Here is a 25,197-nt window from a genome sequence, read left to right as displayed (position 1 = left end):
GCTCAGTACACGTACTCCATGAGCTCGACCCCGAGCACGCGGAACGCGTCGTGCACCCGCAGCCGGTGCGCGATGGAGAGGTCGTCGAAGCACACGAACAGCGCATAGGCCACGCCGGCGCGGGGGCCGGCGAGCACGCCGGCCTCGGTGCGGATGCCGGATGCCCGCCCGGTCTTGTTCACGAACAGCAGTCCGTGCTCGTCGTTGTCGTGCGCGAACGGATCGAGCCCGGTGGCGGCGGCCACGAGCGACAGGTCATGGCCGTGACTCAGCCACTCGGCGACCTGCGCGCTCACCCCGGCGCTGACGGCGGTGCTGTTGACCAGCTCCGCGAACAGGTGGGCGTACTCGCGGGCCGCGCCGAGCGCCACATGCGGCGCATCGTCGGGCCCGCGGGTATCGCGGAAGCTGTCCATCAGGGCGGAGCGCGTGAGTCCGAGCTGCTCGACGCGGGCGCGCACCGCGGGGAGCCCCACCCGCGACATGAGCGCGTTGGCCGCGAGGGCGTCTCCCGACGACGCGGCCAGCAGCGCCACATCGATGAGCGGCAGCGCGGGCGCCTTCAGGTGCTGCCAGAGACCCGATACGGCGACGGGTTCGATGCCTGCGCGATCGATGATCTCCAACGGATCCAGGGTGCCCGCCTCGAACTGCGCGGCCGTCTCCACGAGCAACGGCACGACCCCGAGCCCCGCGATCGGCAGGCTGCGGAAGTCGTCGCCGGCGAGCACCGCCGAACCGAGGTCCAGGTCGTCGATCCGCACCGACACCTGCGCCCCCGACGCGGCGAGCGCGTCGAGGGCTTTCAGGGTCGAGGTGAACGAACGCCGTCCCGCGGCGGCGCGGCGTGGCAGCCGCTTCGCCCCCCGCCGCGAGGGCGGCGCCGATTCCGTTCCGCGAGAGGCCTCGGGAGAGCTGGGCACGGCGCGGGTCCTTCCTACCGGTTCGGGTGCGGGGATGCGGGCGAGACTACGCCCGACGGGTCACGACGCAGTTACCAGATGGTGACGCGCTGGTCGGCGTCGAGCCACAGCGCATCCCCCTCGGTGACGTCGAACGCCTCGTAGAACGCGTCGATGTTGCGCACGATCTGGTTGCAGCGGAACTCGTTCGGCGAGTGCGGATCAATCGTCAGCAGACGGATCGCCTCTGCGTCGCGGCTCTTCTGCTGCCAGATCTGCGCCCAGCTGAGCAGAAGACGCTGAATGCCGGTCATTCCATCGATGACCGGATCCTCCGCATCCCCCAGCGACAGCCGGTAGGCGCGGATCGCGATGCCGAGCCCGCCGAGATCGCCGATGTTCTCACCGATCGTGAGCGCGCCGTTGACGTGGTTCTCCTCCGGCAGCCCCTGAGGCACGAGCGCGTCGTACTGGGCGATGAGGTTCTTCGTCAGCTGCTCGAACGCTTCGCGGTCCGCATCCGTCCACCAGTCGCGCAGCGACCCGTCGCCGTCGAAGCGGCTGCCCTGGTCGTCGAACCCGTGCCCGATCTCGTGACCGATGACCGCGCCGATGCCGCCGTAGTTCGCGGCCGCATCCCGGGTCTCGTCGAAGAACGGATACTGCAGGATCGCGGCGGGGAACACGATCTCGTTCATCAGCGGGTTGTAGTACGCGTTGACCGTCTGCGGCGTCATGTACCACTCGTCGCGGTCGATCGGCTGCCCGACCTTGCCCAGCTGACGGTCGTGCTCGTGCACGTGCGCGCGACGGACGTTGCCGACGAGATCGGCCGGATCCAGCTCGAGACCCGAGTAGTCCTTCCACTTCACCGGGTAACCGATCTTCGGCGTGAACGCGTCGAGCTTGGCGAGCGCCCGCTCGCGCGTCTCGGGGCTCATCCACTCGAGCTGCGAGATCGACTGGCGGTAGGCCTCGATGAGGTTCGCGACCAGTTCGTCCATGGCGGCCTTGGCGGTCGGCGGGAAGTGCCGCTCGACGTAGACCTTGCCGACGGCCTCTCCGAGCGCCGCCTCGACGAGGCTGACGGCGCGCTTCCAGCGCTCGCGGTTGACCGGAACGCCGGTGAGCTGCGTGCCGTAGAACGAGAAGTTCTCGTCGACGAACGAGTCGGGGAGGAAGGCCGCGGCGGCGTGCACGATCTTGAAGCGCAGCCACGCCTTCCAGTCCTCGAGGCGCTGCTCGGTGAGCACCGTTCCCAGCGCCTCGATGAAGCTCGGCTGCGAGACGACGATCTCGGCGAACGCATCCGGATGGTGCGGGGCGACGCCCTCGAGCCAGGGCGCGAGGTCCACGCCCGCCATCGCCACGACCTCGTCCCACGTCTTCAGGTTGTAGGTCGCCACGGCATCGCGGCTGCGGACGTTGTCCCAGTGGTGCGCCGCCAGCTCGGTCTCCAGCGACACGACGCGCTCCGCGGCATCCGCGGCATCCGCGACGTCGGCGAGCGTCAGGATGCGCTCGATGTGCCGGCGCAGCGCCTGTCGGGTCTCCTCGAACGAGTCGAGGCGGTAGTAGCTCTCGTCCGGCATCGACAGGCCGCCCTGGATGAAGAAGGGCAGGTAGCGCTGCGGGTTGCCGGGATCGGGCTCGACGTAGAGCTCGACGATGCCGCCGATCCCGTCGCGCTCCAGCTCGCCCACGAGTCGGAGCAGGGAGGCGACGTCGCTCACCGCATCCACGCGCGCCAGCTGGTCGGCGAGCGGCTCGGTGCCGCGCTCGGCGATGCGCTCGGTGTCCATGAAGCTCGCGTACAGGTCGCCGATCTTGCGCGCCTCGGTGCCCGGCTCGGCATCCTGCGACTCGAGGATGATGGCGCGCACGTCCTTCTCGGCCTGCTCGGCGAGGAGGTGGAAGGAGCCCCAGCGCGCCTTGTCCTCGGGAATCTCGGTCCGGGCGATCCATTCGCCGTTGACGTAGCGGAACAGGTCGTCCTGCGGGCGGATCTCGTTGCTCAGCTCGTCGAGCGCGAGACCGGAACGGGGGGAGTCGGTCATGCGCACAGGATATGCCGCGCCGCTGAGTGGGGGCTCCAGCCCGCCGCGAGAGCCGCCGCATCCCTCCTAGAACCCGCGAGACTGCATTTCGAGCACGAGATCACGGGTAATGACAGTGATCTCGTGCGAAAGATGCAGTCTCGCGCGAAAGAGCGGGCGGATGCGGCGCGTCGGTGCGGGTCAATAGGGTCGAGGGGTGGCGGCGACACTCAATCGGCAGATTCTGACCCTCGCGGTGCCCGCGCTCGGCGCGCTCATCGCGGAGCCGCTGTTCCTCATCATCGATGCCGCGATGATCGGACATCTCGGCGTCGTGCCGCTCGCAGGACTCGGTATCGCATCCGCCGTGCTGCAGACGATCGTCGGGCTGATGGTGTTCCTGGCCTACTCGACGACCCCCGCGGTGGCGCGTCGTTTCGGCGCGGGTCAGCACGGCTCGGCGGTGACCGCCGGTATCGACGGGATGTGGCTGGCACTCGGACTCGGGTTCATCCTCGCCGTGGTCGGGTACCTCACGACGCCCACGCTCGTCGGCCTGTTCGCACCCGCCGCCGACGTCGCGGCGGAGGCGGAGGCGTACCTCGGCATCTCGATGTGGGGACTGCCTGCCATGCTGATCGTGTTCGCGGCGACGGGTCTGCTGCGCGGCATGCAGGACACGGTCACCCCGCTGTGGATCGCCGGCGCCGGGTTCACGGCGAACGCGGGGCTGAACTGGCTGTTCATCTACGGATTCGGATGGGGCATCGCCGGCTCCGCGGTCGGAACCGTCGTGGCGCAGTGGGGCATGGTCGCCGTGTATGCGCTGGTGGTGGGGCGGCTGGCGCGGCGGCATGCCGCATCCGTTCGTCCGCGTCGCGACAGCGTGTCGGGCGCCGCGCGCAGCGGCGGCTGGATGTTCCTGCGCACCGTCTCGTTGCGCGCGGCGCTGCTGGCCACGGTCGCCGTGGCCACAGCTCTCGGCACCCCTGAGCTCGCCGGCTGGCAGGTGGCGTTCACGATCTTCTCGACCGCCGCGTTCGCCCTCGATGCGCTGGCGATCGCGGCGCAGGCTCTGGTGGGCCGCGGGCTCGGCGAGGACGACCCCGCCTTCGTGCGTCGCGTGCTCGGCCGCACGGTGGCCTGGGGCGTGTGGTTCGGCGTGATCGTGGGGGCGTTGATCGGCGGCTTCTCGGGCGTGATCGGTCTCGTCTTCACCTCGGATGCGGCCATCGCCGCGCTCGTGCAGCCCGCCCTGATCGTGCTCGCCGTCGCTCAGCCGCTGTGCGCCGTCGTGTTCGTGCTCGACGGCGTGCTCATCGGCGCCGGGGACGGCAAGTACCTCGCCCTCGCGGGACTCGCCAACCTGGTGCCGTTCGTTCCGGCGTTGCTCGTGCTGATCTGGGCGGGCGCGGCGGGGGCAGCGGGCCTGGCCTGGCTCGCGGTCGCCTTCTTCGGCGTCTACATGCTGGCCCGCGCCGTCACCCTCGGGTGGCGCGTGCGCACCGGCGCCTGGATGCGCATCCCCGCCTGAGCGCGCGCCGCATCCGACACCGCGCGCCAACGCCGCGCGCGGGCGCTCCGGTGCAGGCGCTCCGGTGCGGGCGCTCCGGCGCAGGCGCTCCGGCGCAGGCGCGATTCACCCGTCCTGCGTGTCTCACACCTTCACCCCCACGCGGGCTGTTCCGTGCACAAGTGAGACACGCATGCCCGGGCACCCCCTTCGTGTCTCACTTATGCACGGGTGGGGCGCGCCAGACGTGCACAACTGGGACACAGACGCGGCCAGAGACACACACGGGCACGGGAGACACGCAGACGACGAGACCGGATGCGGGCAACCGGCCCCGTCAGAGGACTCGGGATGCGGGCTCAGGAGTCGCAGGCGATCCCGTCACCGTCACGGTCGAGGTCGTAGATGTCCGATCCGACGACCCGCGCCGTTCCGGAGAAGTACGCCGGCCCGTTGCCGCTTCCACCCGCGCAGTCCACGTCGGAGGCGATCGGGACGCATCCGTCCGCGTAGTTCGGATCGCAACCGCCCTGTGCCGGGGCAGGGGCCGCCGGGGCCGGTGCTGCAGCCGGCGGATCGTACGTGCCGACCACCGTCACCTCGGTGACCGGGGCGCGCGTCACCGTCTCTGCGATCTGCTCGCGCTTCACCTCGACGCCGTCGACGAGGGTCACGCGGAACGTGCGGGTGAGTTCGCCATCGGCTCCTGCCACCGACACCCTCGTCTCGCCACGGGTCAGCGATGGGTCCTCTCCCGTCGTCCTCTCGAAGGGGATGGCCTCCGTCACGCTCTCGTCGCGCGTCGTGGTGACCGGGGTGGGGGTCGGGCTCGGAGCACGGGTCGTCGTGTGCTCAGGCGTCGGGCTGGCCGACGAGGCGGCTCCGACCGTGCTGACCTCCACAGAACGGCCCACGCTGGTGGCGGCCGCTACCGTCCCCGTCACGAGAACGAGTACGGCTGCGCCGCCCGCCACGGCGACGGCCATGCGGCGTGTGCGCAGCCGCAACCACGTGGGCGTTCCGGCTGCGATCGCGACGATTCCCGTCACGAGGACGCTCAGCGCGCCCAGCGCGACCAGCCACGGCACGACGACCGTCAGCGTCACGAGGGCGGCGGCGACGAGCACCCAGCCCCACACCGGCACCCCGAGCCAGGACCGGCTCGCATCCCGCTTCGGCGCTGCCGGACTCCCCGTGGGCGCCACACGATCCGTCCACTGCCGGCCGTCCCACCAGCGCCACTGATTCCCGTTCTTCGGGTCGGGAAACCACCCGGCTTCGTTCGCCATCACACTCCCCCAGAAGTGAGAACCGACCTCACCCCCAGTCAGCGAGATCCAGGCTCACTGAAGCAGATGCGCGCCTCTCTCGCAACGGCGAGTTCTCACCCAGTGAGCATCCGATCATCGAGCGAGCATGCGATCGAGTGCTCGCTCGATAATCGGGTGCTCGCTCGGCGGCGCGTCGCACCCGGCGGCACCGCACCGTCATGCCCCCCCACGTCAGGATGTGGCATCCGCGCGCATGTCGGGGCAGATGCCGCCGGGAGTCGTCGCCAACTCGAAGTGCCAGCGTTCGTTGGCGTAGGTCTGGCACAGGCCGTGCGCCGCACCGTGCTCCCCGAGCCAGAGCTGCGCGTCGAGGGGCCCGATGTCGACGGCGTCACCCGTCACATGTTGCGAGGCCTCCGGGGTCGCCACGAACCGACGCGCGGTCGCCTCGTCGCCGTAATAACGAATGGCATCGCCCAGCAGCCACCGCTGGTAGGCCTCACTGCGCCATCCGCTGGAGATCAGCAGCGCCACTCCGTCACCCGCCGCGTCGGCCGTCGCGGCGCGCATCGCATTGCGCAGCCCCGCGTCGAGCCCGGCGATGGCGGGCAGATTCTCGTCGGCGACGGTGACGGCCTGATCGCCCCGGATGAGGCCGTTCGCCTCATTCGGCTCGAACGGCGAGGCCGGGATCAGCGCCCCGCGCAGCAGCACGCCGGCCAGGGCGACCACGAGGATCGCGGCGACGAGACCGAGCGCGGCGAACACGAGCCGGTGCGGCCGGGCCGGAGCGACAACGGATGCGGGTGCGACGGAACTGTGCATGCCCACATCCCACGCGGATGCGTGTTGCCACAGTGTCAGCACAATCGGATATGCCCCCGATATGCGCCCCCACCTAGACTCGCCGCATGCGGGTGCTGATCGTCGAGGACGAGTTGTTCCTCGCCGAGGCGATCCGCGACGGGCTGCGTCTCGAGGCGATCGCCGCCGACATCGCCGGTGACGGCGACACGGCCCTTGAGCAGCTCGCCGTCAACTCCTACGACGTCGTCGTGCTCGACCGAGACATCCCCGGCCCGAACGGCGACGAGATCGCACGCCGTCTCACGGCCGCGGCAACCGCTCCCCGCATCCTCATGCTCACCGCCGCCGACCGTCTCGACGACAAGGAGACCGGCTTCGCGAGCGGCGCCGACGACTACCTCACCAAGCCGTTCGCCCTGCGCGAGCTCGTGCTTCGGTTGCGCGCGCTCGGGCGCCGCCCTGCCGCGGCTGCACCTCCTACGTCCGAGCGCGCGGGTGTGACCCTCGACCGCTTTCGGCGCGAGGTGTTCCGCGACGGGCGCTACGTCGCCCTCACGCGCAAGCAGTTCGCGGTGCTCGACGTGCTGATGAGCGCCGACGGCGGCGTCGTCAGCGCGGAGGACCTCCTGGAACGGGCGTGGGACGAGAACGCCGACCCCTTCACGAACGCCGTGCGCATCACGATCTCGACGCTGCGCAAGCGTCTCGGGGAACCGTGGGTCATCGAGACCGTGCCGGGCGTCGGCTACCGGATGCTGCCGTGACGCCTCGTCGCGTGGGCGTCTCGATCCGTCTGAAGCTCGCGCTCAGCTACGCCGGCTTCCTCATCGTCGCCGGCGGCGCGCTGGTGGTCGTCGGGCTCCTCGTGCTGCGTTTTGTGCCCGAGGGCGCGCTGTTCGGCACCGACGGCGACTGGGCGCCCAACCGCGCGAATCTCCTCGAAGTGTTCACGCGCTACGCGGTCTGGGCGATCATCGCGCTCGTGCTGTTCGGCCTCGTCGGCGGCTGGATCCTCGCGGGGATCGTGCTGCGTCCGCTGCGCCGGATGACGGATGCGGTCGCCCTGGTGCGCGACGGCCGCCTCGATCACCGGGTCGCGCTGCCCGGGCGCCGCGACGAGCTGACCGAACTCGCCGACACCCTGGACGCGATGCTCGACCGCATCGAGCGCACCCTCGACGAAGAGCGCCGGTTCGCTGCGAACGCCTCGCACGAGCTGCGCACCCCGCACGCCGTCATCCGCACGCTCGTCGAGGTGGCCCAGGCGGATCCCGCCGGACGCGACATCGAGACGACGCTGTCCCGCATCGGCCAGACGAACGACCGCGCGATCGAGGCGACCGAGGCGCTGCTCACGCTCGCGCGGGTGGGTCGCGGCGCACCCCTCGCCCTCCAGCGCGTGGACCTGGCCGCGGTCGTCGAGACGGCGCTGGCGGACGTCCGCGCGGATGCGGAGGCCGCCCGCATCCGCATCGACACCGACCTGCGTCCCTCCGTCGTCACCGCCGACGAGGCGCTCCTTGCGAGACTCGCGGCCAACCTCGTGCGCAACGCCGTGGTGCACAACGTCGACGACGGATGGATGCTGGTGCGCGTGCGCGAGGGCGCGCTGATCGTCGAGAACGGCGGCGATCAGCTGACGCCCGAGGTCGCCGCGACCCTGACCGAGCCCTTCGTGCGCGGCGCGGGCCGCACCCGCGGCGCACCGGGTCGCTCCGGCGCCGGTCTGGGACTCGCGATCGTCGCGTCGATCGTGCGTGCCCACGGGGCGACACTGGCCGTCGCGGCGCGCCCCACCGGCGGGCTGCAGGTCACGGTTCATCTGCCGCGCTGAGTCGCTCCGAGCAGGCGGATGAGGCTCACCACGATCACACCGATCGCCCCGCCGCAGGTGTTCCAGAGCACGTCGCCCGCATCCGGCACGCGGCCGGGGATCGATTCCTGCGCGATCTCCACCACTGCCGACAGCGCGAAGCCCGCGACGATCGCGAGCAGCCACGCGCGGCGCGGCAGAAGCAGCGCGATGGTCGCGCCCAACGGGATGAACAGCAGGGTGTTGAGCACCTGATCCGGCCCGCCCGGGAGCCACGTCATGACGGGGTCGGCAAGATCCTGCAGCAGCCAGACGACGCGTCCCCGCAGCGGATGCACGAAGGCCCAGGGCGCGAGGGTCAGCAGCACCACGACGGCGCCGGCCGCGAGGGCGGCGACGAGACGGGCGGGTGAGATGCGGGTGTGAGGCATGGGTCCTCCCAGGTTCGGGAGGAACAGTCCACGTCACGCCATGTTGCGGGAGCGTATGCGTCTCAGCGCGCCCAGCGGCGACACCACTCGTACATCACGACGGCGGCCGCGGCGGCCGCATTGATCGACCGCGTCGATCCGTACTGGGAGATCTCCACGACTCCGGATGCGGCCGCCACGGCCTCGGGCGAGAGGCCGGGCCCCTCCTGGCCGAACACGAGCACGCAGCGTTCGGGAAGCTCCGCATCCTGCACGGGGACGGAGCCGGGCACGTTGTCGACGGCGATGACGGGGATCTCCTCGGCGCCAGCCCACGCCGCGAACGCCGCGACGTCGTCGTGGTGGCGCAGGTGCTGATAGCGATCGGTGACCATGGCGCCGCGCTTGTTCCAGCGACGCCGACCGATGATGTGCACTTCGGCGGCGGCGAACGCGTTGGCGCTGCGGACGATCGAGCCGATGTTCATGTCGTGCTGCCAGTTCTCGATCGCCACGTGGAAGCCGTGCCGGTGGGCGTCGAGATCGGCGACGATCGCCTCCATGCGCCAGTAGCGGTAGCGATCGATCACGTTGCGGCGGTCGCCCGCGGCGAGCAGGCCGGGATCGAAGTGCGCATCCTCTGGCCAGGGCCCCTCCCAGGGCCCGACGCCGTGCTCGGGAGCGGTGTCCGCGGTCGTGTCCTCGGGCTCACCCGCATCCGTCATCCATCCAGGCTAGCGGCGCCCGCCGTTGCTTCTCACTCGATGGAAGGACACTTTTCGGGCAGCCGAAAAATGAGGTACGGTTTCGGCATGCCGAAAACTCTGACCGCCGCGCCGCCGCAGGCGCCCGCGCGTCGGATGGCGTGGCTGCTCGGGCCGGCGCTGGTCGCCGGGGTGGCTTACCTCGACCCGGGAAACGTCGCCGCGAACATGACCGCGGGCGCGACGTTCGGTTACCTGCTGGTGTGGGTCGTGGTGCTCGGCAACCTCATGGCCTGGCTGATCCAGTACCTCTCGGCGAAGCTCGGGATCGTCACCGGCCAGAGCCTGCCCGACCTCCTCGGCCGCCGCATCCGCCGTCCGTGGGCCCGACGGCTCTACTGGCTGCAGGCCGAGCTCGTGGCGATGGCGACGGATGTGGCCGAGGTCATCGGCGGCGCGGTCGCGCTCAACCTGCTGTTCGGCATCCCGCTCCTGTGGGGCGGGGTCATCACTGGTGTCGTGTCGATGATCGTGCTGACGGTGCAGTCGCGCCGCGGCGCGCGCGCCTTCGAGACCATCGTCATCACGATGCTCATCGTCATCGTGATCGGCTTCTGCACCGGGATCATCTTCTCGCCGCCGGATGCGGGCGGCCTGGTGCAGGGCCTCGTGCCGCGCTTCGAGGGCACCGACTCGGTGCTGCTGGCCGCATCCATCCTGGGCGCGACCGTCATGCCGCACGCGATCTACGCGCACTCCTCGCTGGCGCGCGACCGCTTCCCGCTGACCGATGGCGCCCCCGCCGATCGCGAACGCCGGTTGCTGCGCGCCACACGGTGGGACGTCACGATCGCCATGGCCGTCGCCGGCACGACGAACCTCATCATGCTGCTGCTGGCCGCATCCAGCCTCGCAGGCGTTCCCGGCACCGACTCGCTCGAGGGCGCGTACGCGGCGCTGTCCGCGGGACTCGGCCCCGTCATCGCGACGCTCTTCGCGGTGGGCCTGCTCGCGAGCGGGCTGGCCTCGACCTCGGTCGGCGCCTACGCCGGCTCCGAGATCATGAAGGGGCTGCTGCACGTGCGCGTGCCGCTGCTGGCTCGGCGGCTCGTGACCCTCATCCCCGCCCTCGTGATCCTGGGGCTCGGGCTCGACCCGACGCTCGCCCTGGTGCTCAGCCAGGTCGTGCTCTCGTTCGGAATCCCGTTCGCCCTCATCCCCCTCGTCTGGTTGACGGCGCAGCGCGGTCTGCTCGGCCGGTACCGCAACCGGATCGCCACGACGGTCGCGGGAGCGGCCGCATCCGTGTTCCTGGTGGCTCTCAACGCGCTGCTCATCTGGCTCGTCATCACGGGCGGGTAGCCTGACGGGGTGCCCACATCCGCAGCCGTCGACGACTACCTGAAGGTCGTGTACCAGCACACGGAATGGCAGGACGAGCGGATCACGCCCTCGCAGCTCGCGCAACAGCTGGGGCTCGCGCCGTCGAGCGTCACCGAGATGGTGCAGAAGCTCGCCGCTGCGGGTCTCGTGAGCCACCGCCGGTACGGCCCGATCACGCTGACCGAGAAGGGCCTCGCGCGCGCCGCGGCGATCGTCCGTCGCCACCGACTCGTCGAGACGTGGCTCGTGCGCGAGTACGGCTACACCTGGGACGAGGTGCACGACGAGGCCGAGATCCTCGAGCACGCCCTCAGCGACCGACTGCTCGACCGCATCGACGAACGCCTCGGTCGGCCTCGTTTCGATCCCCACGGCGATGCCATCCCGGACGTGTTCGGTCAGGTCGAGCGCGTGCCGTTCGTGCTGCTCGCAGACGCGCAGGCGGGGCACGTGGGTCGCGTGCTGCGCGTCAACGACCGCGACCCCGACCTGCTGCGCGAACTCGAACGCCGGGGGCTCGACGTGGACCACCGCGTGGAGGTGCTCGAGCCCGCTCCTGCCCTGCGCGTCCGCGTGGACGGCACCGAGATCAGCATCCCGCCGGCCGCGCACGACGCGATCTGGCTCTCCGCCTGACGCGGTCGGATGCGGCGCCCGCCGCGGTCAGCGGCGCGCCGCCTCGAAGGGCCACCGCATCCGCGTGGCCGCCTCGCACATGAGCCACAGCCGCTCGCCGATCGCCCGCTCCCGCAGGAACGGCGTGGGCTTCGCGGCCCGGGGCTGACCCGTGACGATGCGACCGGGCCCCCACATCTGCCCGCCCTCGACCTCGGGGTCGACGAGCGCGCGAACGAGCGCCCAGGCACCGGCCTCCTTGGACTGCGTGACGGGAGCCTGCAGATTGTCGAGGAACCGGCCCCAGCGCGACGGCTCGTTGACACCCCGGATGCCGACCGTGCGGCCGCTCGTGGAGTAGCCGGGGTGGGCGATCACGCTCGTCACGGGAACGCGGGCCTCGCGCAGGCGGCGGTCCGCCTCGAGCCCGACGACCGTGGTGACGGCCTTCGACTGCACGTACGCGCGCCACGGCGAGTAGCGCTCGACGAGCTGCGGATCGACGGGGTCGTACTTCGAGATCGACGTCGACATGCTGCCGAGCCACACCATCCGGCCGCGGCGGGCGGCGAGCGTCGTCAGCAGTGCGCCCGCCAGGGCGAAGTGGCCGAGCGCGTTGGTGGCGAGCACGAGCTCATTGCCGTCCCGCGTGGTCTCGCGTTGCGCCGGCGGATGCACGATCCCCGCGTTCAGCAGCAGGCCGTCGAGGCGCCCGCGCTGCCGGACCGTGGCGGCCGCAGCGCGCACCGAGCCGAGGTTGCTCGTGTCCAGCAGCAGCGTCTCGGCGGAGCCCGTCGCATGGGGCAGGCGTGCCGACACGGCGGCGCGGGCGGCGGCGAGCCGGTTGGGGTTGCGGCCGGTCATGATGACGCGCGCGCCGGCGTTCACGAGCTGCTCGCTGGCGAAGTACCCGAGGCCCGCGTTCGAGCCCGTCACCAGGTAGGTCCGACCCGTCAGGTCGGGCAGCCGGCGCGGATCCCAATCCGCCTCGCGAGCGCTCACGCGTACGACCCTAGTGCGCCGCGCGTGCCGCCCCGCGCACTCTTGAGCGGTCCTTCGCAGCCCGGTAGCCTGGCCAGCCCTCGGACGCCGCTATGACCTGGCTCCGCGCGCTCGGATACCGCCCGCGGGAGCCCTAGGCTGAGGCCATGCGCACGCGCGATGACATCGAATGCTGGCTGACCGACATGGACGGCGTGCTGGTGCACGACAACCAGGCGATCCCGGGCGCCGCCGAACTGCTCGCGCAGTGGCGCGACACCGGCACCCCCTTCCTGGTGCTCACGAACAACCCGATCTTCACCCCTCGCGATCTGAGTGCGCGCCTGAAGCGTTCTGGGCTCGACGTGCCCGAGGAGCGCATCTGGACCTCGGCGCTTGCGACAGCGGAGTTCCTGAAGTCGCAGATGCCCGGCAGCTCGGCCTTCGTCATCGGCGAGGCGGGGCTCACGACCGCGCTGCACGAGGCGGGCGTCGTCATGACCGAGACGCAGCCCGACTACGTCGTCGTCGGCGAGACGCGCCAGTACTCGTTCGAGGCGATCACGCAGGCCATCCGCTTCATCAACGCGGGTGCGCGGTTCATCGTGACCAACCCGGATGCGACGGGCCCCACTCCGAACGGCATCGTGCCGGCGACGGGGTCGTTCGCCGCGATGATCACGAAGGCCACCGGCAAGGAGCCGTACGTGGTGGGCAAGCCGAACCCGATGATGTTCCGCTCCGCGCTCAACCGCATCGGCGCGCACTCCGAGAACACCGGCATGATCGGCGACCGCATGGACACCGACGTCGTCGCTGGCATCGAGGCGGGCCTGCACACCGTGCTGGTCATGACCGGCATCAGCGACCCGGCCGAGATCGAGCGCTACCCGTTCCGCCCCGACGAGGTGCTCACCTCGGTGGCGGAGCTCATCGCCCGCGAGCCCGTCGAGTCGGAGATGCCCGAGGGCATCTGAGAGGTCATCTCGTGACGAGCGGTCGCCCGCGCGAGGGCAGCGGGCGCCGCGTGACGCTCGCCCAGGTCGCCGCGCATGCCGGAGTCTCCCCCTCGGCAGTCTCGTTCGTCATGAACGGCCGCACCGACCAGCGGCTGTCGGCGGAGACCTTCGAGCGTGTCCGCCGAGCGGCGGACGAGTTGGGATACCGGCCGAACATGACGGCCAAGACCCTGCGCACCGGGCGCTCGGGCACCGTCGCGCTCGTCTCCGACTTCGTCGCCAGCACGTCGTTCGCCAATTCGATGGTGCGCGGCGCGCTCGAGGAACTGCGACGGCAGGACACGCTGCTGTTCACGGTCGACACGCAGGGCGAACCGGAACTCGAGGAGCAGCTGCTGCATAGCCTCATCGGTCGCCACATCGACGGCGTCATCTACGCCTCGATGTTCACGCGCGAAGTCGCGCTGTCACCACTCCTGCGCTCGGTGCCGCTCGTTCTGCTCAACTGCGTCAGCAAGGAGGCGGATACGGTTCCCGCCGTGGTCCCCGACGAACGACGCGCAGGTTTCGATGCCGCCGAGCTCCTGCGGGCGGCCGGCCACGACCGCCACATCTGGTTCGTGGGCACCCTCGCTCCCGGGCGAACCGGCGGTCACGCGTGGCATGACTGGAACCCGCTCGCTCTGACCCAGCGTCTGGGGGGCATCGCGGAGCGTCTGTCACAGGACGGGCTGGCCCTGGCCGGAGAGGTACCGATCGCTGAGGACTGGGACGCGGTCGACGGTCGCGCCGCGGTCGCGGACCTGCTGTCGAGCGGCGCACGCCCTACGGCCCTCATCTGCGTGAACGACGCGGTGGCGGTGGGCGCGTATCAGGCTCTGCGTGCGGCGGGGCTCGAGGTCCCGCGCGATGTCTCGATCGTCGGCTTCGACGGCAGCCAGCTGGCCCTCATGGTCGAGCCCGAGCTGACCACGCTCGCACTCCCTCAGGAGGAGCTGGGCCGACGCGCGGCACGATTGCTGCATGCTCCGTCCGGTGACCCCTCACCGGTTCTCGTGCGGATGCCGCTGCGCAGCGGCGCCTCCGTCGCCGTCCCGGGCCGATGATGACGTGCCGTTTCGAACGCTCACTTCACATTTCAGCTAAATCGATATAGCATCATCGCGGGATGACCCGCATCCCTCCGCCGAACGTCATACGAAGGAGTATGAAGATGTCCGCTATCGCGAGCGCACCCGGGCGTACCCCCCACGCATGGTGGGTCGGTTTCGTCTGCGGGATGGCCACGTTCGTCGACGCCGCAGCAACAACCGGCATCAGCGTCGCCCTCGTGCTCTTCCAGTCCACCGGGCCCGGCACGCCCGGGCTGAGCCCCGACGAGGTCGGTCTGCTCACCGGCGTCCTCACCGCCGGCGTCGCCATCGGGTCTCTGCTGGGTGGGCGCCTGGGTGACCGCTTCGGGCGCCGCAGCGTCTTTCTCGCCACGATGGCGCTCATCGTCCTGGGCGCACTGACCCCGTTCCTCGGGCTCTCGACGGCCGTGCTGGTGCCGGGCATCGCCCTCATCGGGCTCGGCGTCGGCGCCGACCTCCCCGTGGCGCTCGCCACCATCGCCGAGGCTGCCGACGACCGCAACCGCGGCAAGATCATCGTGTTCTCCAACCTGCTGGGCGGCTTCGGCATCCTGATGTCCGTGCTCATCGGCATCTTCTTCGGAGCGTTGGGACCCACCGGCGGGCACATCATGTTCGGGGCGTTCGGCATCGTCGGGCTCGCCGTCCTCGCACTGCGCCTGACCATCCCCGAGTCCTCGGCCTGGTCGACAGCACGCGCAGAGAAGGCCGCTGGCGTCCACACAGTTCGTGCCGAGCGGGCGCGCCTTCGCGACTTCGGCGCCCAGCCCTACCGCCGCCCGTTCGTGACGCTGCTGGTGTACTACACCCTCGCCTCGCTCGCGATCAGCATCGCCGGAAGCTTCGGAACCTTCGTCGCGGTCAATGTGGCGGGAATCCCGGTCAACGAGTACCAGCAGTGGACGCTTCTCGCGATGCCCGCCGCCATCTTCGGCGCGCTGTGGTTCATGGCGGTGGCCGACACGAAGTTCCGGATGAGCTACTTCGTGGCCGGCTCGATCGCCGTCGTCCTGGCCAACCTCGTGCCCGTCTTCTTCGGTTTCACACTGCCCGCGCTCATCATCTCGGTCGTGGTCTCCACCTTCGCCGGCGCCTTCTGCTTCGAGACGATCATGAAGGTCTGGACACAGGAGTCCTTCCCCACCATGCTCCGCGCCACCGCTCAGGGCACCATCTATGCCGTCGCACGGTTCGCGACTGCCGGGCTGAACGTCGTGACGCCGGCCCTGCTAGCCCTCAACCCGCAGGCCGTATACGTCGGCGTGGCCGTCGTGGCGGCAGCGGGCTTCCTGATCGGCTGGATCGGGTTCCGCCGAAACGTCCGCAACCAGTTCGATGTCGAAGACGAGCTGCTCACCGTCGTGCCCGCCGTTCCGTCATCCGCGCGCTGAGCAGAGGATCAGACCGTGACATCCATGACCGTCGAACCTTTTCAGACCCGGGTGGAGGGGCTCCTCCTGCGCGGCTCGCACTACCTGCCCGCCGGCGACGGCCCCCATCCGACCGCCGTGCTCCTGCATGGATTCGGCGGCTCACGCGTCGAGACCACGGGAGTGTTCGTCGCGCTCGCGCGGGCGCTGACGGATGCGGGCATCGGCGTGGTCGCCTACGACCGCGCCGGCCACGGCGAGAGCGACGGCGACTTCTTCGATACGACCGCCACCGGGGACATCCGTCAGGCGGGCATCGTGCTGGAAGCGATCGCCGAACTCGATCTCGTGGACGCCGAGAACGTGCACCTGGTGGGCATGAGCATGGGCGCGGTGATCGCCTCCGCGGTGGCAGCGCGGGCGGGCCGGCGGGTGCGGTCGCTGACGATGTGGTCGACGGCCGCGCTGTTCGTCGATGAGATCCGCTCCGGATTCATCCAGGGCAGGTCTTTGGAGGCGCTCGACACCGAGGGCTTCTTCGATTTCCTCGGGATGCGGATGGGCCCGGCGATGCGCGACGACGCGCGCACCTTCGATGTCTACGGCAGCGCCCGCGGCTACGGTGGCCCCGTGCTGCTCCTGCACGGCACCGACGACTTCATCCCCGTCTCCTATGCCGAGCGGTACACGGCAGGCGATGTCTTCGGCGACCGCGCAGAACTGGTCGTCGTCCCCGGAGCAGATCACGGATGGGCGCAGCTTCCGCAACGCGACACCGTGATCGGACGCACCCGATCGTTCCTCGTCGAACACTGCGGAAGGGGCGCGGCATGAGCACCTCGACCCCTTCCGCCGCGCACGGCGAGATCGTGTCGCTCCCCGGCGGCAGCGTCCTCCTGCAGGGGCACCTCGAAGCCGTGCGCGAGAACGGCGTGCGTCCGATCCGGCTGCCGCGGCGCGCCTGGCCACACTTCCCGCCGAACGGCGAAGTGCTCAAGGCCATCACGAGCAACGCGGCAGGAGTGCGCGTGAGCGTTGTCACCGCGGCGACGCAGCTCGGTCTGCGCGTGCGCTGCACCCGCCTCCGGTTCGACGACCTGCTCGGCCCACACAACGCCTTCGTCGCCGAGATCGACGGCGACATCGTCGGAGAGGTGATGGCCCCCGTCGACGCGATCCGCACCGTCAGCTTCGCCCATAACGGAGCGTCGGAGGAGAGTCTCGCTCCGTCTTCGCTGGTCGAGTTCTCACTGCCCGAAGGCACGAAGACCGTGGTCGTCTGGCTTCCGCAGGGGATGACGGTGGAACTGCTCGAAATCGAGGCGGATGCTGCGGTCGCCGCCGCTGAGCCCTCCGATCGTCCGGTGTGGGTTCATCACGGCAGCTCCATCAGCCACTGCGTGGAGACTGCGCTGCCGACCGGCGCCTGGCCCGTGACCGCGGCGAGGCAAGCCGATCTCGAGCTGGTGAACCTCGGCTTCGGGGGTCAGTGCATGCTCGACCCGTTCGTCGCCGACGCGATCGCCGCGACACCCGCGGACGTGATCTCCCTCAAGGTGGGAGTGAACATCGTTGGCGCCAGAGCGATGGACCAGCGCACTTTCACGCCCGCACTGCACGGATTCATCGACCGCATCCGGATCGGGCACCCGCGGACTCCGATCGTGCTGGTCTCCTCCATCCTCTGGCCCGACAGCGAGGACGTCCCCGGGCCTGCCGACGTGGACTTCCTCGACGACGGGAGGGTGCGCTGCTTCACCGGGGGCGACCCGGCGGATGTGAGTCGGGGCGCGCTCACCATGACGGAATCGCGGCGTCAGATCGCGGCGGTCGCGGCGTCACGCGCCAATGCCGGCGAGGCGATCCACTACCTCGATGGGCTATCGCTCTACGGCCCCGACGACCACGCCGTGCATCCGTTGCCCGACAATCTGCATCCCGATACCGAGCTCTACGCGCAGATGGGTCGCCGCTTCGCCGACGCGGTGTTCGGCGCCGCCGGACTCGCTCCCCGCGCCTGTCTCGGCTGAGACAGAACGAAGGAGACCCCCGGCACGTATGGCGCCGGGGGTCTCCTTCACGTCGGGAATCAGTTGTAGAGCATGCTGAAGCCGTAGAGCTTGTCGGGGCCCCAATAGCCGCAGGCGTCGCCGGCGTAGACCTGGTGGCCGGAAGCGTTGATGGCCCAGCCGGTCGCCTGCTCGACGACCTGACAGATGCCCTTCGTGGGGAAGCCGTACAGGGTGACCCTGTTGTCGGCCGCGAAGGCGGGGGCGGCTGCGGCGGCACCGGCTCCGGTGAGGGTCGCGGCGGCGAGGATCGTTGCGGCCAGGCGGGTGCTCTTCTTCATGTGCGTGTCCTTTCCGGGGGGTGTCCCGGAAGGGTGCCACGCGTCGCACAGCCCGCGCAGAGATTATCCACAGCTGAGCCGCGCGTCAGCCGTCGCGCGGCTCCCTGTCGTCGTCTCGATCGTCACGCTCGCGGCGCAGGAAACGGATGAGCTGCAGGACGAACGTCACCAGCGCACCCGCCGTGATCACCAGCGCGACCAGCAGCATGAGGGTGCGATCATCCACCGTCAGCACCGCCCTGCAGGAGAAATCCCGTCAACAGGACGATTGCGCCGCATCCGTCCTGCAGAACGGAGATCTCCTGAATTGCGGATGCGGGCGTCAGCCATCACTGAGCCGGAAGACCCAGATCGTCGAGGTCGATCGCGGCGAGCCACTGCAGACCCTCGGCCTCGACGGCGGCCTGCGCTCCGGTCTTGCGATCGACGATGACGGCGACGGCGACGGGCTCAGCGCCCTCGCGGCGCAACGCCTCGACGGCCTTGAGCGCGGACTGTCCGGTCGTGGAGGTGTCCTCGACGACCACGACGCGCTTGCCCGCCACATCCGCGCCCTCGATCTGCCGACCGCGGCCGTGGTCCTTGGGCTCCTTGCGCACGACGAACGCGTCGAGCGGCGTGCCCGCGTGCACCGACTCGTGCATGACCGCGTTGGCGATGGGATCCGCGCCGAGGGTGAGCCCGCCGACGGCGACCACGCCGTCCACGTCGCGGATCAGATCGAGCATGATCCGGCCGATCGCAGGAGCCGCCCGGTGATCGAGCGTCAGCTTGCGCATGTCGACGTAGTACGACGCCTTCTTGCCGCTCGAGAGGGTGAAATCGCCGTGGAAGACGGCCTCTGCGCCAATGAGCGCGATGAGCGCCTGGCGGTCGGATTCGAGCTCGGGAGTGGATGCCGCGGTCACACCATTGAGTCTAGAGGCGCACGCGGATGCGCCGTGAGGACGGGGACCCGTTACAGGTAGTCGAAGTACCGGTCCCACCACGTCGGCTCGCCTCTGCCGAAAACACGTCGCGCAATCGCGCCACGATACGGCGTCCAGAGCGGCTCCTCGGGAACGAGGACGTATCCGCCAGCATCCAGACACGCCGCGATCCGCTCGACATCGTGAGGATCGGCTCGCGCCCTGAACTCCTCATCACCGTGCACACCCGGGTTCTCGAGGGCCATGACGGCGAGCATGCCGAAGTTGGAGACCCGCACCACGAAGCGCTGCCCGGTCGCCGTAGCCTCAGCAGGGACGACGACCTGGGCATGGAAGCTGGCATCCTGCACGTGCAGATCGGCCGCGCACTCCGCCTCGAAGGCGTCGGACAGTCGCTCGGTCAGCTCGACGAAAGCGCGCCGCGCGGCCGCCCGGTCGAAACCAGCCGGCGTCTCGATGTGGGCGGGATCGTCCAACGCCTCCAGCAGCGTCCAGAGCACCCTCGGTTCGGCTCGCACGCTGCCAGTGTCTCAGGGCCTCACGGCGGTGCGCGAGAGGAACGGACGCGGCCACGCACCGAGCGCCAGCACCGCGAGCACGGTCTGCAGCAGCCCGGTGACGAAGTAGATGCCGTGCAGCGGCGACCAGACCAGCAGCATCGCCAGCTCGACGAAGATCCAGATCATCATCACGAGCCCCGCCGCCACGTGCAGCCCCCAGACCAGGGCGTACCGGCGGTACTGGGCGATGACGGCGAGCGCCTGCATCCCGCCGACGACGACGCCGAGGATGACACCGGGCCAGACGTACGAGGCGAAGGGCGTGCCGTCGAGCCACTCGAGCGGCAGGCCCATGCCGCCGCCCACGGTCAGCCCGATCATCCCCGCCACCGCCGAGGCGAGGTTGAACCCCGCCACGACCAACAGGGCGATGCGAAGGGCACGAGGCACCGTCATGGGCGCAACCTACGCCGCAGCGCACTGCACCCGACCCCGTGCGCGCCGGGACTAACACGGGCGCGATAGCGTCCGATGGTGCACCTCACCATGACACCGCCCACTGCCGACGAGTTCGCCGCCCTCTACGCGAGCACCGGATGGGGCGAGCGCACGACGCAGGAGCTGGGTACGGCGCTGGCCGGCAGCTGGGTCGTGTGCTCGGCGCGCGACGACGCGGGCGCGCTCGTGGGCATGGGCCGCCTCATCAGCGACGGCGTGCTGCATGCCTTCGTCACCGAGCTCATCGTGGCGGCCGAGGCGCGGGGGCACGGTGCGGGAGCCCTGATCCTCGATGCGCTCGTCGAGGAGTCACGGCGGCGGGGAGTCGAGGACGTGCAGCTGTTCGCCGCCCGCGGCCGGACCGCCTTCTACGAGCGCAACGGCTTCACACCGCGACCCGCTGACGCACCCGGAATGGACCTCGCCTGAGGCACCGCGGCGCTCAGGCGAGGTCGCGCCGCTCAGGAGCAGGTGTAGGTGACGCCGTCGACGTAGTGCGTTCCCGGCCCGAGATCGGCGCACTGCGCGATGAGGCCAGCGAAGACGGTGCCGAGGATGATCGCGACGATGATGCCGATCACCAGGAACACGGCACCGAGGATGATGCCGATGAGTGCCGGCGTGTTCTTGTAGCCGGCCTTCTTCGACTGCGAGTAGGCGACGATCGAGAGGATCAGGCCGATCAGGCTCGCGAAGAACGAGACGATCAGACCCACGATTCCGAGGGTCTTGCCGGGGTACGAGCCGTTCGGGGCAGCCACGGGCTGCTGCGGCGGCTGGGACATGGGGGGCATGGGCTGGGTCATGATGATCCTCTATTCGGGGTTCGACTTTTCGGGGGTTCGAGGGGGGGGAGTGCGGGATCAGCCGCCGAAGAGGCGACCGAAGAACCCCTTCTTCTTCTCCCAGCCGTTAGCCGCGAGAAAGTCGAAGAGGGGCTGCTTGATGCGGTCCGTGTCGAAGGACCAGCTGGCGGAGGTGCCTTCACCTTCGGGCGTCGTGACGCGGGTGCCGGCGACGAAGCTGCGCGTCATCCGTGACTGCGTGCCCTTGAACGTGGAGGTGCTCCCCCCGAAGTGGAACGACCCGTCGGTCGAGAACCCGCCGGACGTCTTCGACCTCGTCTGGGTCTCGTCCGTGTCGAACGTGCCCGCGTCTTCGTCGAACGTCACCTCAATGGAGTACGCATCGTCGATCTGTCCGGCGCCCAGGAGAGCGACGTACTGCACGTGGGCGATGTCCCATGAGCCCTGGATGCGGTCGCCGACGGCGCGGAACACAAACGGTGAATCGGGTGAGTTCAGCTCGTCGACGCGAGTGAGCAGCTCGGCAAGTGGCGTGCGCATGCCAGGAAGATACCCCGCCGGCGTCAGGCGCGATCCACCGCTGTGGACAACCAGTCCAAAGGTGTACAGTTCATCGGCCTCAGGCGTGCGGCGTCGGGCCCGGGTTCTAGGCTGGAGGCATGCGCCTGGCCACCTGGAACGTCAACTCGATCCGCGCACGCGTCGTTCGCACCGTGGAGTTCTGCGTCCGCGAGAACATCGACGTGCTGGCCATGCAGGAGATCAAGTGCAAGCCGGAGCAGTTCCCGTACGCGGCCTTCGAGGAGGCCGGCTATCACGTGGTCGCGCACGGCCTGAACCAGTGGAACGGTGTCGCGATCGCCAGCCGCGAGCCGATCACCGAGGTCGAGACGGCCTTTCCCGGTATGCCCGGATTCCTGAAGGGGCACGAGGGGCCCGACCTCCCGCAGGAGGCCCGCGCCATCGGCGCGACCATCGACGGCGTGCGCGTGTGGAGCCTGTACGTTCCCAACGGCCGAGGACTCGACGACCCGCACTACCTCTACAAGCTCGACTGGCTCGCGGCGCTGACCGGCTACACCCGCGAGACCCTCGCGGCGAACCCCGATCTGCCCCTCGCCCTCGTCGGCGACTTCAACATCGCACCGACCGATGCCGATAACGGCGATCCGACCGTCGTCGAGGGCGTCACCACGCACGTCTCGCCGCCCGAGCGCGAGGCGTTCCGTGCCCTGTTGGATGCGGGCCTCAGCGACACCGTCCGCCCGCTCGTGCCCACCGGCTACACGTACTGGGACTACAAGCAGCTGCGCTTCCCCCGCAACGAGGGCCTGCGCATCGACTTCATCCTCGGCTCGCACGCCTTCGCGGATGCCGTCGCAGGCGCGGCCATCCACCGCGACGAGCGCAAGGGCGAGATCCCCAGCGATCACGTCCCCGTCGTGGTCGACCTGGACTTCGCGGGCGACGAGGACGACGACGACCGCCCCATGATCTTCGGCTGACCGCCCGAGGCGACATCACGCGTCCCTCGAACAGAACCCTCCCCTGTTGAAGGGACCCGAAACGTCGCGTCCGGGGCCCGGAGACGACATCACGCGTCCCTCGAACAGAACCCTCCCCTCTTGAAGGGACCCGAAACGTCGCGTCCGGGGCCCGAAGACGACATCACGCGTCCCTCGAACAGGTGGAGAGCTGCGACAGGGGAACAGTCAGACGGCGTCGTCGGCGAGGTGGAGGAAGCCGAGGGAGTTGCCGTCGGGGTCGTCCAGATCGCGCGAGTACATCGATCCGTACTCCTGCGGCCCCTTCGGCGCGGTGCCCCCGGCGGCGATCCCGCGTTCGACGATCGCGTCCACCGCTTCACGCGAGTCGAGCGCGAACGAGACCGACACCTGCGCGCTCGTGCGCGGGTCGGCGATCGGCTTGTCGGTGTACGCCGCGAAGAAGTCCCACATCAGGACCATGAAGAAGATGTTCTCGTCCCACACCACGCAGGCCGCGTTCTCGTCGGTGAAGTCGGGGTTGATGTCGCAGCCGAGCGCCCGGTAGAAGGCCTTGCTGCGCTCGAGATCGGTGGTGACCAGGTTGATGAAGACGCTGGTGGAGGCCATGCCGTGCCCTTCGATCGGCGAGGCCGGTCGCCACGCTCTGGGTGGATGCTCGCACCGGCGCCCTGAAGCGTCAATGGTCTCCGTCTGACGGGGGATGCCGCATCCGATGGTCCGCTCTAGGTTGGAAGGATGCTGCCGCTCACGCCCGCGCAACAGCGCGGTGATCTCCTGCTGGCCGCCGCCCTGTGCATCGGCGCGCTGATCAGCGCTGCGCTCTCCTCCGTCGCCGGCATCTACGGCGAGCACCAGGGCTCGATGGCCGCCGCCGTCGCCTACGCGTTCGTGCTCGCCGTCCCGCTCGCGGTACGGCGGCGCTGGCCTGCGATCGTGGCCGTGATCGTCTGTGCGGCGTACTTCGCGGCCGTGACCCTGCGCATCCCCGAGATCTACGCGGGCAACATCGCCATGTTCATCGCCATCTACACGGTGGGCGCCTGGTCGCCGAACCGCCGGCGGGCGATGTGGACGCGCGTCGGCATCATCGCCGGGATGGCCGTCTGGCTGCTCGTCACGATGTTCGTCGACTCCACGGCCGACATCGACCAGGACGGGTTCTCGCGCGCGGGCGCCTTCTCGCCCTACGTCGCCTCGATGCTGCTGACCCTGCTCATCAACGCGCTCTATTTCGGCGGCGCCTACCTCTTCGGCGAGCGCACCTGGGCGAGCAGACAACAGCGCATTCTGCTCGAGCAGCGCACCGCCGAGCTCGAGCGTGAGCGTGAGCGCAGCGCCGAGCAGGCGGTGGCGCTGGAGCGGGTGAGGCTCGCCCGCGAGCTCCACGACGTCGTCGCCCACCACGTCTCCCTCATGGGCGTGCAGGCGGGCGCGGCGCGCATGATGATGGGCAAGGACCCGCAGGCCGCGGGCGAGACGCTGGCCCGTGTGGAGGACTCGGCGCGCTCGGCGCTGAGCGAGCTGCGCCACCTGCTCGAGACGCTGCGGACCCCCGGCGACCAGGCCGAGGAGACATCCGTCGGCCTCGAAGGCCTCGAGAAGCTCGTCGCCGAGGCGAGCGACGCCGGGCTCGCCTCCGAGTTGCGCATCATCGGCGAGGAGCGCGACGTGCCGGACACGGTGCAGGTCAACCTGTACCGGATCGCACAGGAGGCGCTCACCAACGCACGCCGTCACGCCGGACCCGGCGCGCGGGCGGATGTCCGCCTGCGCTACGCCCCCGAGGGCGTCGAGCTCGAGGTTGCTAACACCGGGCGTCCGGTCGCCGAGGTCACTCCCGGAATGGGCCTGATCGGGATGCGGGAGCGCGCCGCCGCATCCGGGGGCACGATCGAGGCGACGCCCCGATCCAGCGGAGGATTCGTGGTGCGCGTGCGCGTTCCCCTCACGCCTCTCGTCGCGGTGGACGCCCGGTGAGCGGCCGCATCCGGGTCGTCCTCGCCGACGACCACGCCATGATGCGAGCGGGCTTTCGCACCATCCTGACCCTCGACGATCGCATCGAGGTCGTGGGCGAGGCGGGCACAGGCGCCGAGGCGATCGCGCAGGCCAGGGCACTGCGACCCGACGTCGTGTGCATGGACGTGCAGATGCCCGACCTCGACGGGCTGGAGGCGACGAGGCGGATCATCGCCGATCCCGACATCCCCTCGGCCGTGCTCGTGGTGACCACCTTCGACCGCGACGACTATCTGTTCGCCGCCCTGGATGCGGGTGCCAGCGGGTTCCTGCTGAAGAATGCCGGGCCCGAGGAGCTCACGGCCGCGGTGCGGGTGGTCGCCGCCGGCGATGCGCTGCTCGCCCCTGAGGTGACCCGCCGCGTCATCGCCCGTTTCGCGAACCCCACGGTGTCCGCATCCGCTCCGGATCCACTGCCGGTGTCGAGTCCGCTGACCGAGCGGGAGGAGGAGGTGCTCCGCCTCATGGCGGATGCGCTGTCCAACGGCGAGATCGCCGACCGGCTGTACATCGGCGAGGCGACGGTGAAGACCCATGTCTCGAACGTGCTGGCCAAGCTCGGCGCCCGCGATCGTGTGCAGGCGGTCGTCCTGGCCCACCGCCACGGCCTGGCCTGACCCCGCCCCGCCCCCGCATCCTCTCTCTGCCCGAGTTGCGTCGCATCTGCGCAGATGCGCCACTTCTGCGCAG

Annotated in this window: 29 protein-coding genes; 14 read left to right on the top strand and 15 right to left on the bottom strand. The window is 70.0% G+C overall.

All coding sequences use genetic code 11. The features are described from left to right. Window positions 1–2 precede the first annotated feature (2 nt). Window positions 3–923, bottom strand: coding sequence for a serine hydrolase (locus PQV94_RS01085; protein WP_274286964.1), 921 nt, complete (start codon window positions 921–923; stop codon window positions 3–5). Between the two features lie 71 nt (window positions 924–994). Next, window positions 995–2,959 carry a M13 family metallopeptidase gene (locus tag PQV94_RS01080; protein ID WP_274286963.1) on the bottom strand — a complete coding sequence of 655 codons (1,965 nt, stop codon included), beginning with the start codon at window positions 2,957–2,959 and terminating at the stop codon, window positions 995–997. 196 nt (window positions 2,960–3,155) lie between these two features. Between PQV94_RS01080 and PQV94_RS01075 the strand changes: the two genes are divergently transcribed. Continuing rightward, entirely contained in the window at window positions 3,156–4,472 is a 1,317-nt protein-coding gene (locus tag PQV94_RS01075; protein WP_274286962.1) for an MATE family efflux transporter, read from the top strand. A 338-nt stretch (window positions 4,473–4,810) separates the two neighbouring features. Here the strand turns inward: PQV94_RS01075 and PQV94_RS01070 are convergent, their stop codons facing one another. After that, window positions 4,811–5,740, bottom strand: coding sequence for a G5 domain-containing protein (locus PQV94_RS01070; protein ID WP_274286961.1), 930 nt, complete (start codon window positions 5,738–5,740; stop codon window positions 4,811–4,813). Window positions 5,741–5,953: 213 nt separating this feature from the next. Continuing rightward, on the bottom strand, window positions 5,954–6,547 hold the full coding sequence (locus PQV94_RS01065; protein ID WP_274286960.1) for a M15 family metallopeptidase: 594 nt from the start codon (window positions 6,545–6,547) through the stop codon (window positions 5,954–5,956). An 86-nt stretch (window positions 6,548–6,633) separates the two neighbouring features. Between PQV94_RS01065 and PQV94_RS01060 the strand changes: the two genes are divergently transcribed. Beyond that, window positions 6,634–7,293 carry a response regulator transcription factor gene (locus PQV94_RS01060; protein WP_274286959.1) on the top strand — a complete coding sequence of 220 codons (660 nt, stop codon included), beginning with the start codon at window positions 6,634–6,636 and terminating at the stop codon, window positions 7,291–7,293. Then, entirely contained in the window at window positions 7,290–8,363 is a 1,074-nt protein-coding gene (locus PQV94_RS01055) for a sensor histidine kinase (RefSeq protein ID WP_274286958.1), read from the top strand. Before PQV94_RS01060 ends, PQV94_RS01055 begins: the two co-directional genes overlap by 4 nt. Here the strand turns inward: PQV94_RS01055 and PQV94_RS01050 are convergent. Continuing rightward, the gene (locus PQV94_RS01050) at window positions 8,348–8,773 is read right to left on the bottom strand and encodes a VanZ family protein (RefSeq protein ID WP_274286957.1); all 426 of its coding nucleotides are present in this window, start codon (window positions 8,771–8,773) and stop codon (window positions 8,348–8,350) included. The two genes, PQV94_RS01055 and PQV94_RS01050, sit on opposite strands and share 16 nt — an antisense overlap. 62 nt (window positions 8,774–8,835) lie before the next feature. Beyond that, complete coding sequence (locus tag PQV94_RS01045) at window positions 8,836–9,477, bottom strand: TrmH family RNA methyltransferase (RefSeq protein ID WP_274286956.1); 642 nt, start codon at window positions 9,475–9,477, stop codon at window positions 8,836–8,838. An 87-nt stretch (window positions 9,478–9,564) separates the two neighbouring features. Between PQV94_RS01045 and PQV94_RS01040 the strand changes: the two genes are divergently transcribed. Both PQV94_RS01040 and PQV94_RS01035 read left to right on the top strand, forming a co-directional pair. Beyond that, a complete protein-coding gene (locus tag PQV94_RS01040; protein WP_274286955.1) occupies window positions 9,565–10,818 on the top strand; it encodes an Nramp family divalent metal transporter in 1,254 nt (417 codons plus the stop codon). Between the two features lie 9 nt (window positions 10,819–10,827). Then, the gene (locus PQV94_RS01035) at window positions 10,828–11,475 is read left to right on the top strand and encodes a metal-dependent transcriptional regulator (RefSeq protein WP_274286954.1); all 648 of its coding nucleotides are present in this window, start codon (window positions 10,828–10,830) and stop codon (window positions 11,473–11,475) included. Between the two features lie 27 nt (window positions 11,476–11,502). On the opposite strand, the gene PQV94_RS01030 is transcribed toward PQV94_RS01035, so the two are convergent. Beyond that, window positions 11,503–12,456 carry an SDR family NAD(P)-dependent oxidoreductase gene (locus PQV94_RS01030; protein ID WP_274286953.1) on the bottom strand — a complete coding sequence of 318 codons (954 nt, stop codon included), beginning with the start codon at window positions 12,454–12,456 and terminating at the stop codon, window positions 11,503–11,505. Window positions 12,457–12,602: 146 nt separating this feature from the next. Here PQV94_RS01030 and PQV94_RS01025 point away from each other — a divergent pair, with 146 nt between their 5' ends. The 5 genes from PQV94_RS01025 (at window position 12,603) to PQV94_RS01005 (ending at window position 17,927) form a co-directional block, all read left to right on the top strand. Next, a complete protein-coding gene (locus PQV94_RS01025) occupies window positions 12,603–13,412 on the top strand; it encodes an HAD-IIA family hydrolase (protein WP_274286952.1) in 810 nt (269 codons plus the stop codon). Window positions 13,413–13,423: 11 nt separating this feature from the next. After that, window positions 13,424–14,500 (top strand): LacI family DNA-binding transcriptional regulator, encoded by a 1,077-nt coding sequence (locus PQV94_RS01020; RefSeq protein ID WP_274286951.1) that lies wholly within the window; start codon window positions 13,424–13,426, stop codon window positions 14,498–14,500. A gap of 107 nt (window positions 14,501–14,607) precedes the next feature. Further along, complete coding sequence (locus PQV94_RS01015; RefSeq protein ID WP_274286950.1) at window positions 14,608–15,918, top strand: MFS transporter; 1,311 nt, start codon at window positions 14,608–14,610, stop codon at window positions 15,916–15,918. Between the two features lie 24 nt (window positions 15,919–15,942). Next, window positions 15,943–16,731 (top strand): alpha/beta hydrolase family protein, encoded by a 789-nt coding sequence (locus PQV94_RS01010; protein ID WP_274288305.1) that lies wholly within the window; start codon window positions 15,943–15,945, stop codon window positions 16,729–16,731. Next, window positions 16,728–17,927, top strand: a complete 1,200-nt coding sequence (locus PQV94_RS01005; RefSeq protein WP_274286949.1) for an SGNH/GDSL hydrolase family protein — start codon at window positions 16,728–16,730, stop codon at window positions 17,925–17,927. The genes PQV94_RS01010 and PQV94_RS01005 overlap by 4 nt, the downstream gene beginning before the upstream one ends. Before the next feature lie 59 nt (window positions 17,928–17,986). On the opposite strand, the gene PQV94_RS01000 is transcribed toward PQV94_RS01005, so the two are convergent. The 5 genes from PQV94_RS01000 to PQV94_RS00980 form a co-directional block, all read right to left on the bottom strand. Further along, complete coding sequence (locus PQV94_RS01000; RefSeq protein ID WP_274286948.1) at window positions 17,987–18,247, bottom strand: hypothetical protein; 261 nt, start codon at window positions 18,245–18,247, stop codon at window positions 17,987–17,989. An 85-nt stretch (window positions 18,248–18,332) separates the two neighbouring features. Beyond that, the gene (locus tag PQV94_RS00995) at window positions 18,333–18,473 is read right to left on the bottom strand and encodes a hypothetical protein (RefSeq protein WP_274286947.1); all 141 of its coding nucleotides are present in this window, start codon (window positions 18,471–18,473) and stop codon (window positions 18,333–18,335) included. Window positions 18,474–18,576: 103 nt separating this feature from the next. Further along, window positions 18,577–19,155, bottom strand: coding sequence for an orotate phosphoribosyltransferase (gene pyrE, locus PQV94_RS00990; RefSeq protein ID WP_243226451.1), 579 nt, complete (start codon window positions 19,153–19,155; stop codon window positions 18,577–18,579). Window positions 19,156–19,205: 50 nt separating this feature from the next. Next, the gene (locus PQV94_RS00985; protein ID WP_274286946.1) at window positions 19,206–19,694 is read right to left on the bottom strand and encodes a hypothetical protein; all 489 of its coding nucleotides are present in this window, start codon (window positions 19,692–19,694) and stop codon (window positions 19,206–19,208) included. Window positions 19,695–19,706: 12 nt separating this feature from the next. Then, entirely contained in the window at window positions 19,707–20,132 is a 426-nt protein-coding gene (locus PQV94_RS00980; RefSeq protein WP_274286945.1) for a hypothetical protein, read from the bottom strand. A gap of 90 nt (window positions 20,133–20,222) precedes the next feature. Here PQV94_RS00980 and PQV94_RS00975 point away from each other — a divergent pair, with 90 nt between their 5' ends. Further along, complete coding sequence (locus tag PQV94_RS00975; RefSeq protein WP_274286944.1) at window positions 20,223–20,603, top strand: GNAT family N-acetyltransferase; 381 nt, start codon at window positions 20,223–20,225, stop codon at window positions 20,601–20,603. Window positions 20,604–20,635: 32 nt separating this feature from the next. On the opposite strand, the gene PQV94_RS00970 is transcribed toward PQV94_RS00975, so the two are convergent. Both PQV94_RS00970 and PQV94_RS00965 read right to left on the bottom strand, forming a co-directional pair. Further along, entirely contained in the window at window positions 20,636–20,980 is a 345-nt protein-coding gene (locus tag PQV94_RS00970; protein WP_274286943.1) for a DUF4190 domain-containing protein, read from the bottom strand. 57 nt (window positions 20,981–21,037) lie between these two features. Further along, entirely contained in the window at window positions 21,038–21,520 is a 483-nt protein-coding gene (locus PQV94_RS00965) for a hypothetical protein (RefSeq protein WP_274286942.1), read from the bottom strand. Window positions 21,521–21,639: 119 nt separating this feature from the next. Here PQV94_RS00965 and PQV94_RS00960 point away from each other — a divergent pair, with 119 nt between their 5' ends. Continuing rightward, entirely contained in the window at window positions 21,640–22,485 is an 846-nt protein-coding gene (locus PQV94_RS00960; RefSeq protein ID WP_137418661.1) for an exodeoxyribonuclease III, read from the top strand. A gap of 207 nt (window positions 22,486–22,692) precedes the next feature. Here the strand turns inward: PQV94_RS00960 and PQV94_RS00955 are convergent, their stop codons facing one another. Beyond that, window positions 22,693–23,094, bottom strand: a complete 402-nt coding sequence (locus tag PQV94_RS00955; RefSeq protein WP_274286941.1) for a VOC family protein — start codon at window positions 23,092–23,094, stop codon at window positions 22,693–22,695. Window positions 23,095–23,223: 129 nt separating this feature from the next. Between PQV94_RS00955 and PQV94_RS00950 the strand changes: the two genes are divergently transcribed. Next, the gene (locus tag PQV94_RS00950; protein WP_274286940.1) at window positions 23,224–24,465 is read left to right on the top strand and encodes a sensor histidine kinase; all 1,242 of its coding nucleotides are present in this window, start codon (window positions 23,224–23,226) and stop codon (window positions 24,463–24,465) included. After that, window positions 24,462–25,124, top strand: coding sequence for a response regulator (locus PQV94_RS00945; protein ID WP_274286939.1), 663 nt, complete (start codon window positions 24,462–24,464; stop codon window positions 25,122–25,124). The genes PQV94_RS00950 and PQV94_RS00945 overlap by 4 nt, the downstream gene beginning before the upstream one ends. Window positions 25,125–25,197: the final 73 nt, after the last annotated feature.

The sequence above is a fragment of the Microbacterium sp. Clip185 genome (assembly GCF_028743715.1).
In the GTDB taxonomy this organism is placed as follows: domain Bacteria; phylum Actinomycetota; class Actinomycetes; order Actinomycetales; family Microbacteriaceae; genus Microbacterium.
Note: the sequence above shows the minus strand (reverse complement) of the source record. Positions and strands in the feature narration are given on the sequence as shown.

What these genes read in the sequence shown, in the direction of transcription:
- PQV94_RS01080 (WP_274286963.1), bottom strand. Translation starts at nt 2,959, where the DNA reads ATGACCGACTCCCCCCGTTCCGGTCTCGCGCTCGACGAGCTGAGCAAC.
- PQV94_RS01070 (WP_274286961.1), bottom strand. Translation starts at nt 5,740, where the DNA reads ATGGCGAACGAAGCCGGGTGGTTTCCCGACCCGAAGAACGGGAATCAG.
- PQV94_RS01065 (WP_274286960.1), bottom strand. Translation starts at nt 6,547, where the DNA reads ATGCACAGTTCCGTCGCACCCGCATCCGTTGTCGCTCCGGCCCGGCCG.
- PQV94_RS01060 (WP_274286959.1), top strand. Translation starts at nt 6,634, where the DNA reads ATGCGGGTGCTGATCGTCGAGGACGAGTTGTTCCTCGCCGAGGCGATC.
- PQV94_RS01050 (WP_274286957.1), bottom strand. Translation starts at nt 8,773, where the DNA reads ATGCCTCACACCCGCATCTCACCCGCCCGTCTCGTCGCCGCCCTCGCG.
- PQV94_RS01045 (WP_274286956.1), bottom strand. Translation starts at nt 9,477, where the DNA reads ATGACGGATGCGGGTGAGCCCGAGGACACGACCGCGGACACCGCTCCC.
- PQV94_RS01040 (WP_274286955.1), top strand. Translation starts at nt 9,565, where the DNA reads ATGCCGAAAACTCTGACCGCCGCGCCGCCGCAGGCGCCCGCGCGTCGG.
- PQV94_RS01025 (WP_274286952.1), top strand. Translation starts at nt 12,603, where the DNA reads ATGCGCACGCGCGATGACATCGAATGCTGGCTGACCGACATGGACGGC.
- PQV94_RS01015 (WP_274286950.1), top strand. Translation starts at nt 14,608, where the DNA reads ATGTCCGCTATCGCGAGCGCACCCGGGCGTACCCCCCACGCATGGTGG.
- PQV94_RS01010 (WP_274288305.1), top strand. Translation starts at nt 15,943, where the DNA reads ATGACCGTCGAACCTTTTCAGACCCGGGTGGAGGGGCTCCTCCTGCGC.
- PQV94_RS01005 (WP_274286949.1), top strand. Translation starts at nt 16,728, where the DNA reads ATGAGCACCTCGACCCCTTCCGCCGCGCACGGCGAGATCGTGTCGCTC.
- PQV94_RS01000 (WP_274286948.1), bottom strand. Translation starts at nt 18,247, where the DNA reads ATGAAGAAGAGCACCCGCCTGGCCGCAACGATCCTCGCCGCCGCGACC.
- PQV94_RS00980 (WP_274286945.1), bottom strand. Translation starts at nt 20,132, where the DNA reads ATGACGGTGCCTCGTGCCCTTCGCATCGCCCTGTTGGTCGTGGCGGGG.
- PQV94_RS00975 (WP_274286944.1), top strand. Translation starts at nt 20,223, where the DNA reads ATGACACCGCCCACTGCCGACGAGTTCGCCGCCCTCTACGCGAGCACC.
- PQV94_RS00970 (WP_274286943.1), bottom strand. Translation starts at nt 20,980, where the DNA reads ATGACCCAGCCCATGCCCCCCATGTCCCAGCCGCCGCAGCAGCCCGTG.
- PQV94_RS00965 (WP_274286942.1), bottom strand. Translation starts at nt 21,520, where the DNA reads ATGCGCACGCCACTTGCCGAGCTGCTCACTCGCGTCGACGAGCTGAAC.
- PQV94_RS00960 (WP_137418661.1), top strand. Translation starts at nt 21,640, where the DNA reads ATGCGCCTGGCCACCTGGAACGTCAACTCGATCCGCGCACGCGTCGTT.
- PQV94_RS00955 (WP_274286941.1), bottom strand. Translation starts at nt 23,094, where the DNA reads ATGGCCTCCACCAGCGTCTTCATCAACCTGGTCACCACCGATCTCGAG.
- PQV94_RS00950 (WP_274286940.1), top strand. Translation starts at nt 23,224, where the DNA reads ATGCTGCCGCTCACGCCCGCGCAACAGCGCGGTGATCTCCTGCTGGCC.